Below are 14485 nucleotides of genomic sequence, written 5' to 3' on the forward strand. Positions count from 1 at the left end.
ACGCCGACGTAGCCGACGATGTGCAGCTTCGGCGCGCGCCCCGCGAAGGTCAGGATCACCGGCAGGCCCAGCGCGATGACGACGTCCCCGACCAGCGCGACTCCGTAGAACAGCGGCCAGAGCTTGTAGCGGAACACCTCCTCGCCGCTGCCCGGCGCGAGCAGATTGGCGGCGGCGTAAGCCCCCATCGTGACGATCGTGCCGACGATGAGCGCCCATCCGCCCAGGCGCCTCACGTTGATGGTCATGCTCTCCTCCACGAGCTCGCAGCGCCCCGCGCTGTGTGTGGTGCCGCCCCTGGGCGGCCTCATCAGCGTCGGCCCGGCCGACCCGTGGCGTCGTCGTGCCGCGGTCGGCGGCGGGTCATACCCCGGTCGCGAACCGGGCCGCCGGAAATGCGACCTGGGGATGACGCCGCGCAGGTCCGGCCGCCGGTAACTTGCCGATGTGATGCGGTTGACGGCGCCGGTGCAGACCCGGGCACGGGTGGAGTCGGAGGCGCGGGCCTGGCTGCGGCGCAGGCCGGCGGGGTTGCTACCCGACGCGCTGTTCGCGCTCGCGATCGCCGGCTTCGCCCAGGTGAATCTCGTGTTCCAGCTCGACAACTCGACGCCGTACGGCCCGATGCCGGCCGTGGCCTCCTCCACCCTGGTGGCGACGTCGGTGCTGGCGCTGCGCCGGGTGACGCCGCTGGCGACCGCCGTGCTCGTCGCGGTCGCCGTCGCCGGCCCGATGCTGGTCACGCCGCTGACGGTCACGCTGTGGGGCGACTTCCTGCCGATCCTGGTCGCCAGCTACTCGGTGGCCCGGCACAGCGAGCGGGCGCGGGCCCTCATCGGCGCCGCCGCGATCGTCGCCGGCCTGGTCGTCGTGTTCCTGCGCAACCCGGAGTCCCTCACCGCCGGCAACCTCCCGTTCGTGGCGGTGCCGCTCGCGGCGTGCCTGATCGCCGGCCGGGTGCTGCGCGCCCGAGCCCGCAGCCAGTCCGACGACCGGGCCCGCGCGCAGCAGCTGGAGGCCGAGCGCGAGGGGGCGATCCAGGCCGCGCTGGCCGAGGAGCGCGCCCGCATCGCGCGCGAGCTGCACGACATCGTGGCCCACTGCGTCAGCGTCATGGTGGTCCAGGCGGGCGCCGCCGAGGACCTGCTCGACCGCGACCCGCAACGGGCCCGGGCGCCGCTGCAGTCGGTCCAGGAGACCGGGCAGCAGGCGGTCGGCGAGCTGCGGCGGATGCTCGGCCTGCTCCGCGGGGAACGGGCCCGGCTCGCGCTCAAGCCGCAGCCGGGCACGGCGGACCTCGCCGACCTGGTCGAGCACATGGCCGGGATCGGCCTGCCGGTCGAGCTCGCCGTGGAGGGCCCGTCGCGGCCGCTGCCACCCGGCGTGGACCTGACCGTCTACCGGATCGTGCAGGAGGCGCTCACCAACGCGCTCAAGCATGCGGCGCCGACCACCGCGCACGTCGTGCTGCACTACGACGATCAGTCGGTACGGGTGAGTGTCCGGGACACCGGGCGGACGGACGGGCCGGGCCGCGCCGGCGCGGACCGGGTCGGGCACGGCCTCATCGGGATGCACGAACGGGTCGGGCTCTACGGCGGCACGCTCGAGGCGGCGGCCGTGCCCGGGGCGGGCTTCTCGGTGACGGCGCGGCTGCCGCTGCAGGCGGCCCAGCGATGATCCGCGTCCTGCTCGTCGACGACCAGGCTCTCGTGCGCGGCGGTTTCCGCTCCATTCTCGACGGCCAGGACGACATCGAGGTGGTGGGCGAGGCCGCCGACGGCATGGAGGCCATCGACAGGGCGCTCGTGCTGCTGCCCGACGTCATCCTCATGGACATCCGCATGCCCCGCATGGACGGGATCGCGGCGACGCGCCGCCTGCTGGACCGGGGCCGCTGCCCGGCGCGCATCCTCATCCTCACCACGTTCGACGAGGACGAGTACGTCTATCAGGCACTGCGGGCCGGGGTGAGCGGCTTCCTGCTCAAGAGCGCACCGCCGCGGGAGCTGGCCGGGGCCGTCCGCACGGTCGCCGCGGGCGAGGCGCTGCTGGCACCGGAGATCACCCGGCGCATGATCGAGGAGTACGTCGGGCGCCCCCGGCCGGGCTCCAACCGCCCCGCCGGGTTCGAGACGCTGACCCGGCGAGAGCTCGAGGTGCTGGGGCTCATCGCCCGCGGCCGCTCCAACGCCGAGATCAGCGCCGAGCTGTACCTGAGCGAGGCGACGGTCAAGACGCACGTCACCCGGGTCCTGGCCAAGCTCGGCCTGCGCGACCGGATTCAGGCCGTCATCCTCGCCTACGAGTGCGGGCTCGTCCAGCCCGGCGGCTGACCCGGGCGCTACGCAGCGCCGCCGAACCGCATGGTGAAGTCGTCGGCGACCAGGGACAGCACGGGCCGGCGCCCGGCCAGGAAGCGCAGCGGGCCGCCGGGGTCGGCCCGCCAGGCGACCCGGGACAACGCGCACCGGGCCGTCGCCCGCACCGGGCTGGTCTTCGGCGCGCCGGAGAGGGCCTGGACGACCCGGAAGCCGATCGGCAGGCGCAGCCCGAACCGCGGCCGGCGCAGGGCCGCCTCGGCGATCGGGCCCCCGGCGGTGCGGGCCGCGGCGCGCTCGCCGGTCAGGTCGAACTCGGCGAGGTCCTTGGGGATGCCCCACAGGGCGCGGCCGCCGTCGCGGGAGGCGGGGCTGTCGACCCAGATGTGGGTGATGCTGACCCGCGGGCGGGCGCCCGCGCGGACCAGGACCGCCGACAGCAGCTCACGGTAGCTCAGGTCGCCGCCCGGCCGGTAGTCGACCCAGGCCGCGCCGATCACCGCCCGGCCGGCCAGGCGCACCACGCGGACCGCGCCGGCCAGCTCCGGCGGCAGGGCCGGAACCGCCGCGGCGGGCACCACGAAGACCGAGACGTGCATCCGGCCGCGCAGCTTCCAGGGCTCCGCCGGATAGGCCATGCCGCCACCGTACGCCTCTTGACAGCCTGCCAACAGCGCTCGCCGCACCGAACGGCAACCGCGCAGCCCTCAGGCCGGGCCGCCCCCTGCCGATGCAAGCGCGCATGACCGCCGAACCGAACACGACCCGGCGGGCCGCTCCGTACCACGGGTCGGCCAACCCGTACGCCACCTACGTGGACCTCGACGCCCCGCAGCGACCCGTCCCGGCGGCGCCTCCCCCGCCGGCCGCCTCCCCGCCCCCTCCCCCGCCGTCCGCCTTCCCGGCGTCCGCCCCGCCGCGGCGCTCCCGGCTCGGGCTCACGCTGGCCGTGGCCGCGGTCCTGCTGCTCGCCCTCGGCGGGGCCGCGGCCGCGTTCGGCGTCAACGCCTGGGCCAGGTCCGCGGTCTGCACCGACCTCAGCGAGGTGACCGCCGGCCTGCGCAAGGCCGCCGCGGGCCCCGCGAGCGACACCCCGCCGACCGAGGCCGAGGTCCAGCGGGGCGCCGACGAGGCGCACGCGCGCACCCGGCTGCTGGTCCTCGACCGCGACCTGAAGGACGCCTACAACGGGTTCTTCGACGACGTCCAGCGGCTCGCGGCACTGGAGCGCGGCGGCGCCACCGACACGGCGGCGCTGGCCGGCGCGCTCCGCGGCATGGACGCGCACCTGCGGGCCGCGCAGCGGGCCTGCGGCCAGCCGGTCACCGGCCTCCCGCTGAGCTGACGCCGTAGCGGCGGCGGGCCCGGACGAAGACGACGCCGGCGCCGGCGATCAGGACGATGCCGGCGCCGCCCAGGGCCAGGGTGGTGCCGGACGGGGCGCGGGTGGCCGAGGGCGGGCGGGTCCCCGCGGGGGCGGCGGCGGCCGAGGCGACGGCGACGGCGGACGGCGGCGGGTTGTGCAGGGCCTCGGCCTCCTCCGGCGTGACCAGGTGGCCGACGGAGCTGCCGGCCGGGCGGGCGAAGCCCCAGTCGAGCAGCGTCGTGCCCTGCTTCCAGGCCCGGGCCGGGACCACCTCCGCGCCCATGATCGTGACGACCAGCCGCCGGTCGCCGCGCCGGGCGGCGCCGACGTACGTGTGCCGGGCCTCGTCGGTGAAGCCGGTCTTGCCGCCGATCGCGCCGGGGTACTCGGTGAGCAGCTTGTTCTCGTTCTGGATCTGGAAGCCCTTCGGGTCCTTCGGCGGCTGGGCCGGCCACTGGAAGGTGAGCGCGGTGTCGTACTGCAGGAACGCCGGCCGGGCGAAGTTCTCCCGCGCGATGAGGGCCAGGTCGTACGCGCTGGTGAACTGGTCCGGCCCGTCGTAGCCGGACGGCGTGACCGCGTGCGTGTCGTCGGCGCCCAGCCGGTGCGCCTCGGCGTTCATCGCCGCGATCGTGGCCGGCACCCCGCCGTCCCCTCCGCCGACCCGGGCCAGCGTGTTCGCGGCGTCGTTGCCGGACTCCAGCAGCAGCCCGTACCACAGCGCCGACACCGGGTAGTGCCCGCCGACGATCAGGCCCACCATCGAGCTGTCGGCCGGCAGGTCCAGGTCGGCCGGGGTGGCCTCGACCACCTGGTTCGGGTCCAGCTTCGGCAGGACGGTCGCGGCCAGCAGCAGCTTCTGCACGCTCGCCGGGCGCCGGCGCAGGTGCGGCGCGCATGCCCCGAGCACCTCGCCGGTGTCGAGGTCGGCCACCACCCACGACATCGCCGACAGCGTCGGCGGGGCCGCCGCCCCGTCCGGCACGGCCAGCCCCGTGGTGGCCATCCGCTCGCCGCCGACCACGGGCGCCGCGGGGTCCCGCTCCGGCGAGGGCGGGGTCGGCGGGATCGTCGGCGTGGACGCGTAGGGACAGGGCACGACCGGGGTCGGGCTGGAGGGACCTCCGGATGGCCCGACGAGCGGCAGCACCGTCAGTGCGGCCGCGGCAAGACGCCAGACCTCCATGCCGCGCAGCCTACCGTGGCGGCCACAATCACCGGGACTGCACCGGAAACGCACTCAGCAACGGTGGCGTCCCTCCGATCGGGGTGACCATGTCGGACAACGCGCTGGAGCAGCACGAGATCGACTACCGGGCCCGGCAGATCCGGCTCGGCACGTGGATCGCCGTGGCGGTCATCCTCATCGGGGCCGTCCGTGTCCAGCTGGACTGGCACGGCGGTCCATGGCTGGTCGCCCTCATGGTGCTGGCCGCGGGCGGGCAGGCGGCCCTCGTGGCGCTGCCGTGGCAGCGGTACGTCACGAGCCGCTGGCTGCCCCACGTGATGATCGCGTGGTGGTCGGTCAACCTGGCCCTGCTGCTCGGGTTCACCGCCTACGACGCCGCCGCGCTGGCCCTCTACCCGGCCGGCGTGACGCTCATCCTCGCCTCGACCTCGGCGCTGGCCAGCAACCGGGAGGTGATCGGCTTCGGCGCGGCGAGCGTCGCCGGGTACCTCGGCCTCGTCGCCACCCGCGACCGCCCGGTGACCGGCACCCTCGCCGCCCTGACCGTCGCGCTGATGCTCGGCGTCACCTGGTTCTGCGCCCGCACCGCGAGCAACCGGCGGCGCCTGGACGCGGCCCGCCGCACCGCCGAGCGCAAGATCGAGGCGCTGCTGGAGAACTCCTCCGACGCCGTCCTGGCCATCCGGCCCGCCGGCGACGTGACCTACGCGAGCCCGTCGGTGCGCACCGCGCTGGGCTACGACCCGGCGATGATGACCAGCGAGACGCTCATGGACATCACCCACCCCGACTACCTGGCCACGTCGATGGAGTGGTGGGCGGCGGTGGTCAACGGCGGCCCCGGGTACACCGCCCGGGCCGAGTCGCGGGTCCGCCGGGCCGAGGGGGCCTGGATCTGGGTCGAGGTCATCGGCACGAACCGCTGCGACGAGGAGCCGCTCAACGCCGCCGTGATCAGCATCCGGGACATCACCGCGCGCAAGGAGCTCGAGGAGGAGCTGACCCGGCAGGCGTTCGCCGACTCGCTGACCGGCATGCCCAACCGGGCGCTCTTCCGCGACCGGCTCGAGCACGCCATCGCCCGCAACCGCCGCGGCGGCGGGCGCATCACCCTGCTGCTGGTCGACCTCGACGACTTCAAGCTGGTCAACGACAGCCTCGGGCACAACGCCGGCGACCAGCTCATCGCCACCACCGCGCTGCGCCTGCACCAGCAGCTGCGGGCCTCGGACACCCTCGCCCGGCTCGGCGGCGACGAGTTCGCCATCCTCGTCGAGGACATCTCCGAGATCGAGGCGATGGACCTCGGTGACCGGCTCCTGGCCGCCATCCGCCGGCCGCTGCGGCTGGGCAACCGCGAGGTCGTGTGCTCGGCCTCGATCGGCGTGGCCACCGCCAAGGCCGGCGAGGGCGACGACGGGCCCGACCCCGGTGAGCTGCTGCGCAACGCCGACCTGGCGATGTACGCGGCCAAGGGGGCCGGCCGCGACCGCTTCGCGCTGTTCGACCCGGCGATGTACGCCGGCATCATGCGCGAGGCCGAGGAGCGCGCCGAGGTCGAGCGGGCCCTGGCCCGGGACGAGTTCCTCGTGCACTACCAGCCGATCGTCGACCTGCCCACCAGCCGGCTCATCGGCGTCGAGGCGCTGGTGCGCTGGGAGCACCCGGTGCGCGGGCTGCTCGGGCCCAACACGTTCATCCCCCTCGCCGAGTCGACGGGGCTCATCGTGCCGCTCGGCCGCTGGGTGCTGCGCCAGGCGTGTGAGCAGCTGGCCCGCTGGCGCGACGAGTTCCCGGCGGCGGCCGGGATCCGGGTCAACATCAACCTGTCGGCCCGGCAGTTCCAGCACGAGGGGCTGGTCGAGGAGGTCGCCGGGATCCTCGCCGAGACCGGCGTCGACCCGCGCCAGATCGTCCTGGAGATCACCGAGTCGCTGCTCATGCAGGACACCGACTCCACGATCGAGACCCTCGGCCGGCTCAAGGCCCTCGGGGTGCGCCTGGCGATCGACGACTTCGGCACCGGCTACTCGTCGCTGTCGTACCTCAAGCGCTTCCCCGTCGACATCCTGAAGATCGACCGCTCGTTCGTCGACGGCATCACGACGGAGCGGGGCGACGCGACCCTGGCCGAGGCGGTCGTGCAGCTCGGCCGGGCGCTGCAGCTGCAGACCGTGGCCGAGGGCATCGAGACGGCGGAGCAGTGGTCGACGCTGCAGAGCCTCGGCTGCGAGTTCGGGCAGGGGTACCTGTTCGCGCGGCCGGGCGCCGCCGAGGCGATCTCCTCGATCCTCGGCGACGCCCGGGTGTGACCGGCGGGCTTACGCCGCGATGGTGTACGGGTCGCCGTACACCTTCCAGCTCAGCGGCGGGTCGAGGTCGAAGTTGCGGTTGTTGAGGAACACCCGCTGCTCGGTGTCGACCCGGCTGGTGTCGCTGTGCGCCTCCTCGGTCTTCATCGCCGCGACCCGGGCGTCGAGGAAGGCGTTGAGGTAGGTCGCCTCGTCGCCGCCCTGGGCCGGGGTCTTGGCCTTGGCCATGGCGGCCTTGCGGATGCCGCCGAAGCTGACCGGGTCGGTGCCGGGGCCGTGCATGACGATCGCGTCGTAGTAGATGAACTGGCCCAGCGCGCGCAGGCCGTCGGCCTTGGCCTGGGTGACGGCGGGGTTGAAGTACACCCGGTCCCGCTCGTCGTCCTGCGCCTTCTGGAACTGCGGGTCGGCCGCCGCGGTCTTCCAGTCCTTGGTGAAGTTCGGGTCGAGCCCGGTGTGCGAGGCGCTGCCGTTGACGCTGCGCAGCGCCGGCAGGTACTTGGCCAGCACGTTGCCCGGCACCCGCTGGGTGTAGAGCTCGACCAGGTCCAGCATGTCGCCGGTGCCGGAGCAGAAGCCGATGATCCCGGCGGTGTAGCCGCGACCGTCGCCGATGTCCTCGATGTACTTGTACTGCGCCTTCCAGTCCAGCGAGGAGTTCTCGGCCGAGGACACCAGCTGCATCGCGATGTCCTTCTTGTGCGGGTCGGTGAGGTCCTTGCCCGGCGGCTTCGTCGGCGAGGAGGTGGGGGTGGGGGACGTGGTGCGTGAGGGGGAAGGGGATGCCGACGGGGAGGCGGTGCGCGACGGAGAGGCCGGCGCGGAGGGCGTCTGCGTGGACTCGGTGCCCGTGCCGTACACCTTGAACTCGTACAGCGAGTAGCCGTACGTCGTGCCGCGGGCCGTGCCGTACAGCCGGACGTAGCGCCCGGAGCCCGACAGCCCGGTGAGGTCGTCGGTGCCCCCGTCGCCGGTGGTGGTGCTGTAGATCGTGGTCCACGAGCCGCCGTCGGCGGACGTCTCGATGCGGTAGGCCTTGCCGTAGGCCGCCTCCCACTTGAGGTTCACGTGCGTGATGCTGCGGCTCGCGCCGAGGTCGACGCGGATCCACTGCGGATCCGAGCCCTCGGCGCTGGCCCACCGGGTGCCGGTGTCGCCGTCGAACGCCAGCGCGGCGCCGAGGGACGACGACTCCACCGACGACGCGGTCGCGGGCTTGCCCTGCGACAGCAGGGTCTCCGTGGCCGCGTCGGCGCCGTGCATGACCAGGACGGTCGTCGCGGTGCCGGCGACCAGCAGGGCCGCGGCGCCCAGGCCGGCCAGCCTGAGGGGGTGGTTCACGAGGCGCCTCCAAATATCTGTTAGGCAACTTGCCTGACAGATAATGGAATCGGACAGCCTCGATGTCAAGAGACCTAAAACCGTCTTCATTTCGCGTTATGGTTCGCCCGGGCGGCGGCCTGCGCGGCGGCCGGCACGGGCGGGCCCTGCAGCCGCCGCCAGTCGTCCTCCGGGAGGCGGGTGGCCGCGGCCGGGGGCTCGGGTGGCAGGAGCACGCTGAAGCGCGTGCCACCGCCGGGGTTGTCCTCCACCGCGACCACCCCGCCGTGGCGCTCCACGATGCGCCGGCAGATGGCCAGGCCGAGGCCGGTGCCGCCGTACTCGACCGGGCTGGCCCGGTGGAAGGACTCGAAGACGCGGGCCTTCTCCTCGTCGGGGATGCCGATGCCGCGGTCGGAGACCTCCAGCCGCACGCCGCCGGCCGACACCTCCGCCGTGATCTCCACGTGCGGCGCCCGCCCGGGCGGGGTGTACTTGATCGCGTTGCCGACCAGGTTGTCCACCACCAGGCGCAGCAGGCCGGCGTCGGCCCGCACGGTGGGCAGCGGCCCGATCCAGACCGACGGCGCCGGCGGCTGGGCGTCGGGCACGGCCGGGGACAGGTAGGCGGCCGGCCGGGGCGCGGTCCGCTCGGCCACCACCGCATCCACCAGCTGGCGCAGGTCGACCTCGGCCACGTTGAGCGGGGCGTCCCGGGCCGTGGTGTAGGCCAGCAGGTCGTCGATGATGGCCCGCATCCGGGTCGCACCCTGCCGCACCCGCACCAGGGCGGCCGCCGCGGTCTCCGGCCGGGGCGGGTCGGCGGCGAGGGCGTCCGCGGCCACCGCGGCGAAGCCGTGCACCGCCGTCAGCGGGCTCTTGAGGTCGTGCGCCACCACGGCGGCGAACTGGGCCAGCTCGGTCTCGTAGCGGCGCAGCTCGGTGATGTCGTGCAGCACCGCGACCGCGCCGCGGGGGCCGCCGCCGGAGCGGTCCAGCGGCCGGGCGCCGACGCTGACCAGGATGCCGTCCGGGTGGGCCGGGTTGCGGATCACCATCTCCTCGCGGTCCACCGCCGCGCCGCGCAGCGCCCGCACCATGGGCAGCCGTCCCGGCGGGAACGGGGTGACCCGGTCGGGCAGGTAGGCCCCGTAGTGCGCCGGCCAGTCCTCCAGGTGCTCGGCGTCCTCGGCGGTGCCGAGCAGCGCGCGGGCCGCCGGGTTGTGCAGCAGCACCCGGCCGTCCTCGCCGACGACGGTGACCCCCTCCCCGACGCTGGTCAGGATCGCCTGCTGCAGCGCCGCCTGGTCGCGGGCCTCCCGCTCGGCCGCGCGCAGCTCCCGGGTCGCCTCCTGCACCGCCTCGAGGGCCTTCGCCCGGCGCGAGCTCAGCAGGTACACCAGGGCGGCCAGCAGCACGCTGAGCACCGCCCCGGCCGCACCGGCCAGCAGTGGCCGGTCCGTGTAGGCGCCCGGCAGCTCGCGCGGGTCGGCGGCCAGGTCCAGCCGCCAGTGCCGCTGCGCGATGCCGAGGTCCCGGGAGCGGCGCAGCGCGTCGCTGGGCGGCGCCGTCGGGTGCACGGTCGCCATCGGCAGCAGCCCGCCGCCCTCCTGGGCGGCCCACAGCGTGGCGGTGACCCGCCGCTGCAGCACCTCGCCGATGGCGCCGCCGAAGAAGTCCTCGCCGCGCAGGCCGAGCAGCACGAAGCCGCGCAGCGACCCGCCCCGGCCGAGCACGGGGCTGGCCAGGTTCAGCGAGCGCCGCCGCTCGGTCGCGGGCAGCCCGGCGTCGCGGGTCAGCACCGCGGCGTCGGACACCGCGGCGCCGCCGAGCGAGCGGGCCTCGCGCAGCACGTCGGCGACCGCCGGGACCTCGGCGAAGTCGGCCCCGCCGGCGGCCGGTTCGCGGCCGTCGAGCTGGCGGCCGTAGACGGCGAAGTAGTGCTCGGCCACGCCGGGCGCAGGGCGCAGGGTCAGGTCGCCCGCGCCGGCCGAGCGCCACTGCTGCTGCACCGCGGCGACGCCGGCCGTCGCGGCGGGCACGACGAAGACGACCGCGGTCGCCCCGGCCAGGTTCTCCCCCGGCACCCGCGCGGTGGCCCGCTCGAAGGCGTCCGGGGTGAGCACGTCGTGCGAGCCCAGCGCGCCCGCGACCGTGTCGATGGTGTCGAGGTAGCGCTGCACCTCCCCGCTCACCGCGGCCTGCGCGAGGTCGACCTGGCGGTCCATCGCCTGGGCCGCGGAGCGGCGCTCCTTCGAGGTCAGGGAGACGCACACGCCGGCGGTCGCGGCCGCGCCGAGCAGCAGCACGACCGCGGCCAGCGCCACGGAGACGTACCGCCGCCTGGAATGCACGGCCCAACCATATTTGACCCGATTTGTTTGTATGCTGACCTTGAAGGTATTGGAGGCGGCGACATGTCGACGGTCCTGGTAGCCGAGGACGATTTCGCGATCCGCGATCTGCTCACGTTCCTGCTCGACACGTCCGGCCACCACGTGCTGGCCTGCGCCGACGGCGGCAGCGCCCTGGACACGGCCCGCCGCGAGCACCCCGACCTGGCCATCCTGGACGTGAGCATGCCCGGCATCAACGGCATCGAGGTGTGCCGGGCGCTGCGCGGCACCGCCGCCACCGAGCAGATGCCGGTGCTCATGCTCACCTCGCACGGCCAGTGGCTCGACGTGAGCACCGGCTTCGACGCGGGCGCCGACGACTACCTGGTCAAGCCGTTCGAACCGAGCGAGCTCATGGCCCGCATCGAGACCCTGCTGGAGCAGTCGGGAACCGAAGCCCCGCCGGCCTCGTCCTAACGGCATGAGGCTTCTCGCGCTCGCGGCCGCGGGCGCACTGCTGGCCGCGTGTTCGGCCGCCCCCGCCGCGCCCCCGCCGCGCCGGCGCCGCGCCGCAGCGCCGGCGGCCTCCTCGTCACCGACGGCGACACGGTCGAGGCCTCGGGGCGGGTCGAGCTCCTGCCCGGCAGGGCGCCCCGCTTCTGCGCCCCGGCCCCCGAGACCGGCGAGGGCACCGTGCCGAGCGCCACCGCCCCGCCCAAGGGCTGCCGGATGGGCGTCGACCTGGCCGGGCTGGACGCCACCAGGCTTCCCGGCGACGGCACCGCGCTGCTGCGCGGCACGCTGCGCCACGGGGTCCTGCAGGTCACCGCGCAGGCGCCGGCCCGGCCCGACCCCGCGCCGTCGTTCGACTGGCGGGTGCCGTGCCCGGCCCCTGCCGGTGGCTGGAGCCGCGGGCGCCCCGACGACGAGGGGCTGCACGAGCTGGTCTACGACGAGCACCCCGACTGGTACCGCGACCTGCGCGTCGCCTACCCCGACGGCGAGCCCGGCGACGCCACCGAGAGCCCCCAGCCGCGGACGGTGTTCGTCGTCGAGGTCGTCGCGACCGACCACGGCGCCGCCGAGCGGGCGGTCCGGGACCGCTACGCCGGCGACGTCTGCTTCGTGACGCTCCCCGGCGCCAAGAGCCTGGCCGACCAGCAGCGCGACCTCGAGCAGGTGCAGGACGTCGTCGACCCCCTCATGCGGGACCCGGCCAACGGCATCTACCTCGTCAGCGGCGGCGACCTGGTCGAGGTCCAGATGGTGGCCCTCACCCCGGCCCTGCGGGAGCGGCTACACCCGGTGCTGCCGCTCATATCGGCCAACCCCTGGTTACGCCCCGCCACCTAGGATCGGACAGAATGGTCCGGTGACGCACAGCATCGAGGACGACTGGGTAGCCCGCTTCGCCGACGAGGTCATCGCCTCCGCACAGGACCGCGCGCCGGGCCGGCCGATCGTCTGCGCGTCCGGCCTGAGCCCCTCCGGCCCCATCCACCTCGGCAACCTCCGCGAGGTGATGACCCCGCACCTGGTCGCCGACGAGATCCGCCGCCGCGGCGAGGACGTCGTGCACATCCTGTCGTGGGACGACTTCGACCGGTTCCGCAAGGTGCCCGCCGGGGTGCCGGGCGTCGACGAGTCGTGGAGCGAGCACATCGGCCGCCCGCTGACCGCCGTCCCGGCCCCGCCCGGCAGCCCCTACGGCAGCTGGGCCGAGCACTTCAAGGCGGCCATGGCGGCCTCGCTGGAGCAGCTCGGGGTGCAGTTCCGCGGCATCAGCCAGACCGAGATGTACCAGTCCGGCGCCTACACGGAGCAGATCCTGCTCGCCATGCGCGAACGGCAGCACATCGACGGGGTCCTCGGGAAGTACCGCACCAAGATCGCCCCCGAGGAGAACGACGAGGACGGCGAGAGCGCGACCGGCTACTACCCGTACCGGCCCTACTGCGCCGTCTGCGGCCGCGACACCACCACCGTCACCGCCTACGACGACGCCACCACCGAGCTGACCTACACCTGCTCCTACGGCCACGGCGCCACGATCCTGCTCTCCGAGCACCGCAACGGCAAGCTGGTGTGGAAGGTCGACTGGCCGATGCGCTGGGCCTACGAGGGCGTGCACTTCGAGCCCTCCGGCGTGGACCACAGTTCCCCCGGCTCCTCCTACGTCGTCGGCAGCCAGCTCGTCGCCGAGGTCTTCGGCGCCCGCGCGCCGATCGGCCCCATGTATGCCTTCGTCGGCATCGCCGGCCAGGCCAAGATGAGCAGCTCCCGCGGCGGCGTGCCGACCCCGGCCGACGCGCTGCAGATCATGGAGGCGCCGCTGCTGCGCTGGCTCTACAGCCGCCGCCGGCCCAACCAGTCGTTCAAGATCGCGTTCGACGACGAGATCCAGCGCCTCTACGACGAGTGGGACACGCTCGGGCGCAAGGTCGGCGAGGGCACCGCGGCGCCGGCCGACGCCGCCGCCTACCACCGCGCGATCGGCACCGCCGCCGGTGCGCTGCCGGTGACGCCGCGGCCGCTGCCGTACCGGATGCTCGCCTCGGTGGCCGACATCACCGTCGGCGACCCGGCCCAGATGCTGCGCATCCTCACCGACGTCGACCCGGCCGACCCGATCCTCGCGCTGGACGTCACCCGCCCGCGGCTGGACTGCGCGGTGCGCTGGGTCACCACCTACGTCCCCGACGAGCAGCGCACGCACGTGCGGGCCGAGCCGGACGAGGAGCTGCTCGCCTCCCTCGGCGACGGCCAGCGCGAGGCCCTGGCCCTGCTGGCCGGGCGCCTCGACGAGCAGTGGTCCCTCGAGGGCCTGACCAGCCTGGTGTACGGCGTGCCGAAGATCCAGCTGGGCCTGCCCATGGACACCAAGCCGACGCCGGAGCTGAAGGTGGCGCAGCGGGAGTTCTTCTCGCTGCTGTACCGCCTGCTGGTGAGCCGGGAGTCCGGGCCCCGCCTGCCCACGCTGCTGCTGTCACTCGGCGCGCAGCGGGTGCGCACCCTCGTCGGCGCGCAGTAACAGGCCCGCCGGGGCGTGGACGATCGGGTCGTGGTCGCGCCACGACGGCTCGGCCGCCAGCGCTGAGCGCGGGAACGCCGCGAGGAGCTCGGTCAGCGCCACCCTGGCGGTGAGCCGGGTGAGCGCGGCCCCCGGGCAGTAGTGCGGCCCCAGCCCGAACGACAGGTGCGGGTTGGGGCGGCGGCCCGGGTCGAAGCGGTCCGGGTCGGCGAAGCGCTCCGGGTCCCGGTTGGCGGCCGCGGTCATCACCACCAGCTCGGCGCCGGCCGGCACCGCCCGTCCGGCGACGACGGTGTCGCGGGTGGCCCGGCGCAGCACCCCGAGCACCGGCGGCGCGAACCGGGCACCCTCCTCGACCAGCCCGCCGGCGTCGGACACGGCGGGACGGCCGTGGCGCAGGAACGCGTGCACGGTGTTCACGATCAGGTTCTGCGTCGTCTCCACCCCGGCGAAGAGCAGCATGAGGCTGTGCGCGCCGACCCGCTCGTCGGCGTCGCCCCAGGCCGCCCGCAGCGCCGCCGCGACCGGGGCGTCACCCGGGTCGAGCAGCGCGGCGGTGGCCTCGGCCATGGCCCGCAGGCCGGCCCTGCGCGCGGCCGGGTTCGAGGCG

At 74.7% G+C, this 14485-nt stretch carries 13 protein-coding genes; 7 read left to right on the forward strand and 6 right to left on the reverse strand.

From position 1 onward, the window contains the following. On the reverse strand, nt 1–248 hold a 248-nt coding region (locus tag ABD352_RS53300; RefSeq protein WP_344611201.1), incomplete at its 3' end, for a hypothetical protein. Between the two features lie 202 nt (nt 249–450). Between ABD352_RS53300 and ABD352_RS53305 the strand changes: the two genes are divergently transcribed. Together ABD352_RS53305 and ABD352_RS53310 are read left to right on the forward strand one after the other, a co-directional pair. Beyond that, a complete protein-coding gene (locus ABD352_RS53305; RefSeq protein WP_344620369.1) occupies nt 451–1680 on the forward strand; it encodes a sensor histidine kinase in 1230 nt (409 codons plus the stop codon). Beyond that, entirely contained in the window at nt 1677–2336 is a 660-nt protein-coding gene (locus ABD352_RS53310; protein WP_344620355.1) for a response regulator, read from the forward strand. The genes ABD352_RS53305 and ABD352_RS53310 overlap by 4 nt, the downstream gene beginning before the upstream one ends. A gap of 8 nt (nt 2337–2344) precedes the next feature. Here ABD352_RS53310 and ABD352_RS53315 read toward each other — a convergent pair whose 3' ends face one another. After that, complete coding sequence (locus ABD352_RS53315; protein WP_344620356.1) at nt 2345–2959, reverse strand: acetoacetate decarboxylase family protein; 615 nt, start codon at nt 2957–2959, stop codon at nt 2345–2347. Between the two features lie 104 nt (nt 2960–3063). Here ABD352_RS53315 and ABD352_RS53320 point away from each other — a divergent pair, with 104 nt between their 5' ends. Next, nucleotides 3064–3666 (forward strand): hypothetical protein, encoded by a 603-nt coding sequence (locus ABD352_RS53320; RefSeq protein WP_344620357.1) that lies wholly within the window; start codon nt 3064–3066, stop codon nt 3664–3666. Here the strand turns inward: ABD352_RS53320 and ABD352_RS53325 are convergent. After that, nucleotides 3644–4873, reverse strand: a complete 1230-nt coding sequence (locus ABD352_RS53325; RefSeq protein WP_344620358.1) for a D-alanyl-D-alanine carboxypeptidase family protein — start codon at nt 4871–4873, stop codon at nt 3644–3646. The two genes, ABD352_RS53320 and ABD352_RS53325, sit on opposite strands and share 23 nt — an antisense overlap. Nucleotides 4874–4962: 89 nt before the next feature. Here ABD352_RS53325 and ABD352_RS53330 point away from each other — a divergent pair, with 89 nt between their 5' ends. Beyond that, nucleotides 4963–7188, forward strand: coding sequence for a putative bifunctional diguanylate cyclase/phosphodiesterase (locus ABD352_RS53330; protein WP_344620359.1), 2226 nt, complete (start codon nt 4963–4965; stop codon nt 7186–7188). Nucleotides 7189–7197: 9 nt separating this feature from the next. Here ABD352_RS53330 and ABD352_RS53335 read toward each other — a convergent pair whose 3' ends face one another. Further along, entirely contained in the window at nt 7198–8529 is a 1332-nt protein-coding gene (locus ABD352_RS53335; RefSeq protein WP_344620360.1) for a chitosanase, read from the reverse strand. A gap of 86 nt (nt 8530–8615) precedes the next feature. Further along, on the reverse strand, nt 8616–10862 hold the full coding sequence (locus ABD352_RS53340) for an ATP-binding protein (protein WP_344620361.1): 2247 nt from the start codon (nt 10860–10862) through the stop codon (nt 8616–8618). Between the two features lie 63 nt (nt 10863–10925). Here ABD352_RS53340 and ABD352_RS53345 point away from each other — a divergent pair, with 63 nt between their 5' ends. Genes ABD352_RS53345 through lysS form a run of 3 tightly spaced genes read left to right on the forward strand, consistent with a single transcriptional unit; the run spans nt 10926 to nt 13875 of the window. Further along, nucleotides 10926–11321, forward strand: a complete 396-nt coding sequence (locus ABD352_RS53345; RefSeq protein ID WP_344620362.1) for a response regulator transcription factor — start codon at nt 10926–10928, stop codon at nt 11319–11321. 48 nt (nt 11322–11369) lie between these two features. Further along, nucleotides 11370–12197 (forward strand): hypothetical protein, encoded by an 828-nt coding sequence (locus ABD352_RS53350; RefSeq protein ID WP_344620363.1) that lies wholly within the window; start codon nt 11370–11372, stop codon nt 12195–12197. A gap of 19 nt (nt 12198–12216) precedes the next feature. Further along, complete coding sequence (gene lysS, locus ABD352_RS53355) at nt 12217–13875, forward strand: lysine--tRNA ligase (protein ID WP_344620364.1); 1659 nt, start codon at nt 12217–12219, stop codon at nt 13873–13875. Here the strand turns inward: lysS and ABD352_RS53360 are convergent. Next, nucleotides 13831–14485, reverse strand: a 655-nt coding sequence (locus tag ABD352_RS53360; protein ID WP_344620365.1) for a cytochrome P450, incomplete at its 5' end; no start/stop codon positions are given. The genes lysS and ABD352_RS53360 overlap by 45 nt on opposite strands.

The sequence above is a fragment of the Dactylosporangium salmoneum genome (assembly GCF_039532525.1).
In the GTDB taxonomy this organism is placed as follows: Bacteria; Actinomycetota; Actinomycetes; order Mycobacteriales; family Micromonosporaceae; genus Dactylosporangium; species Dactylosporangium salmoneum.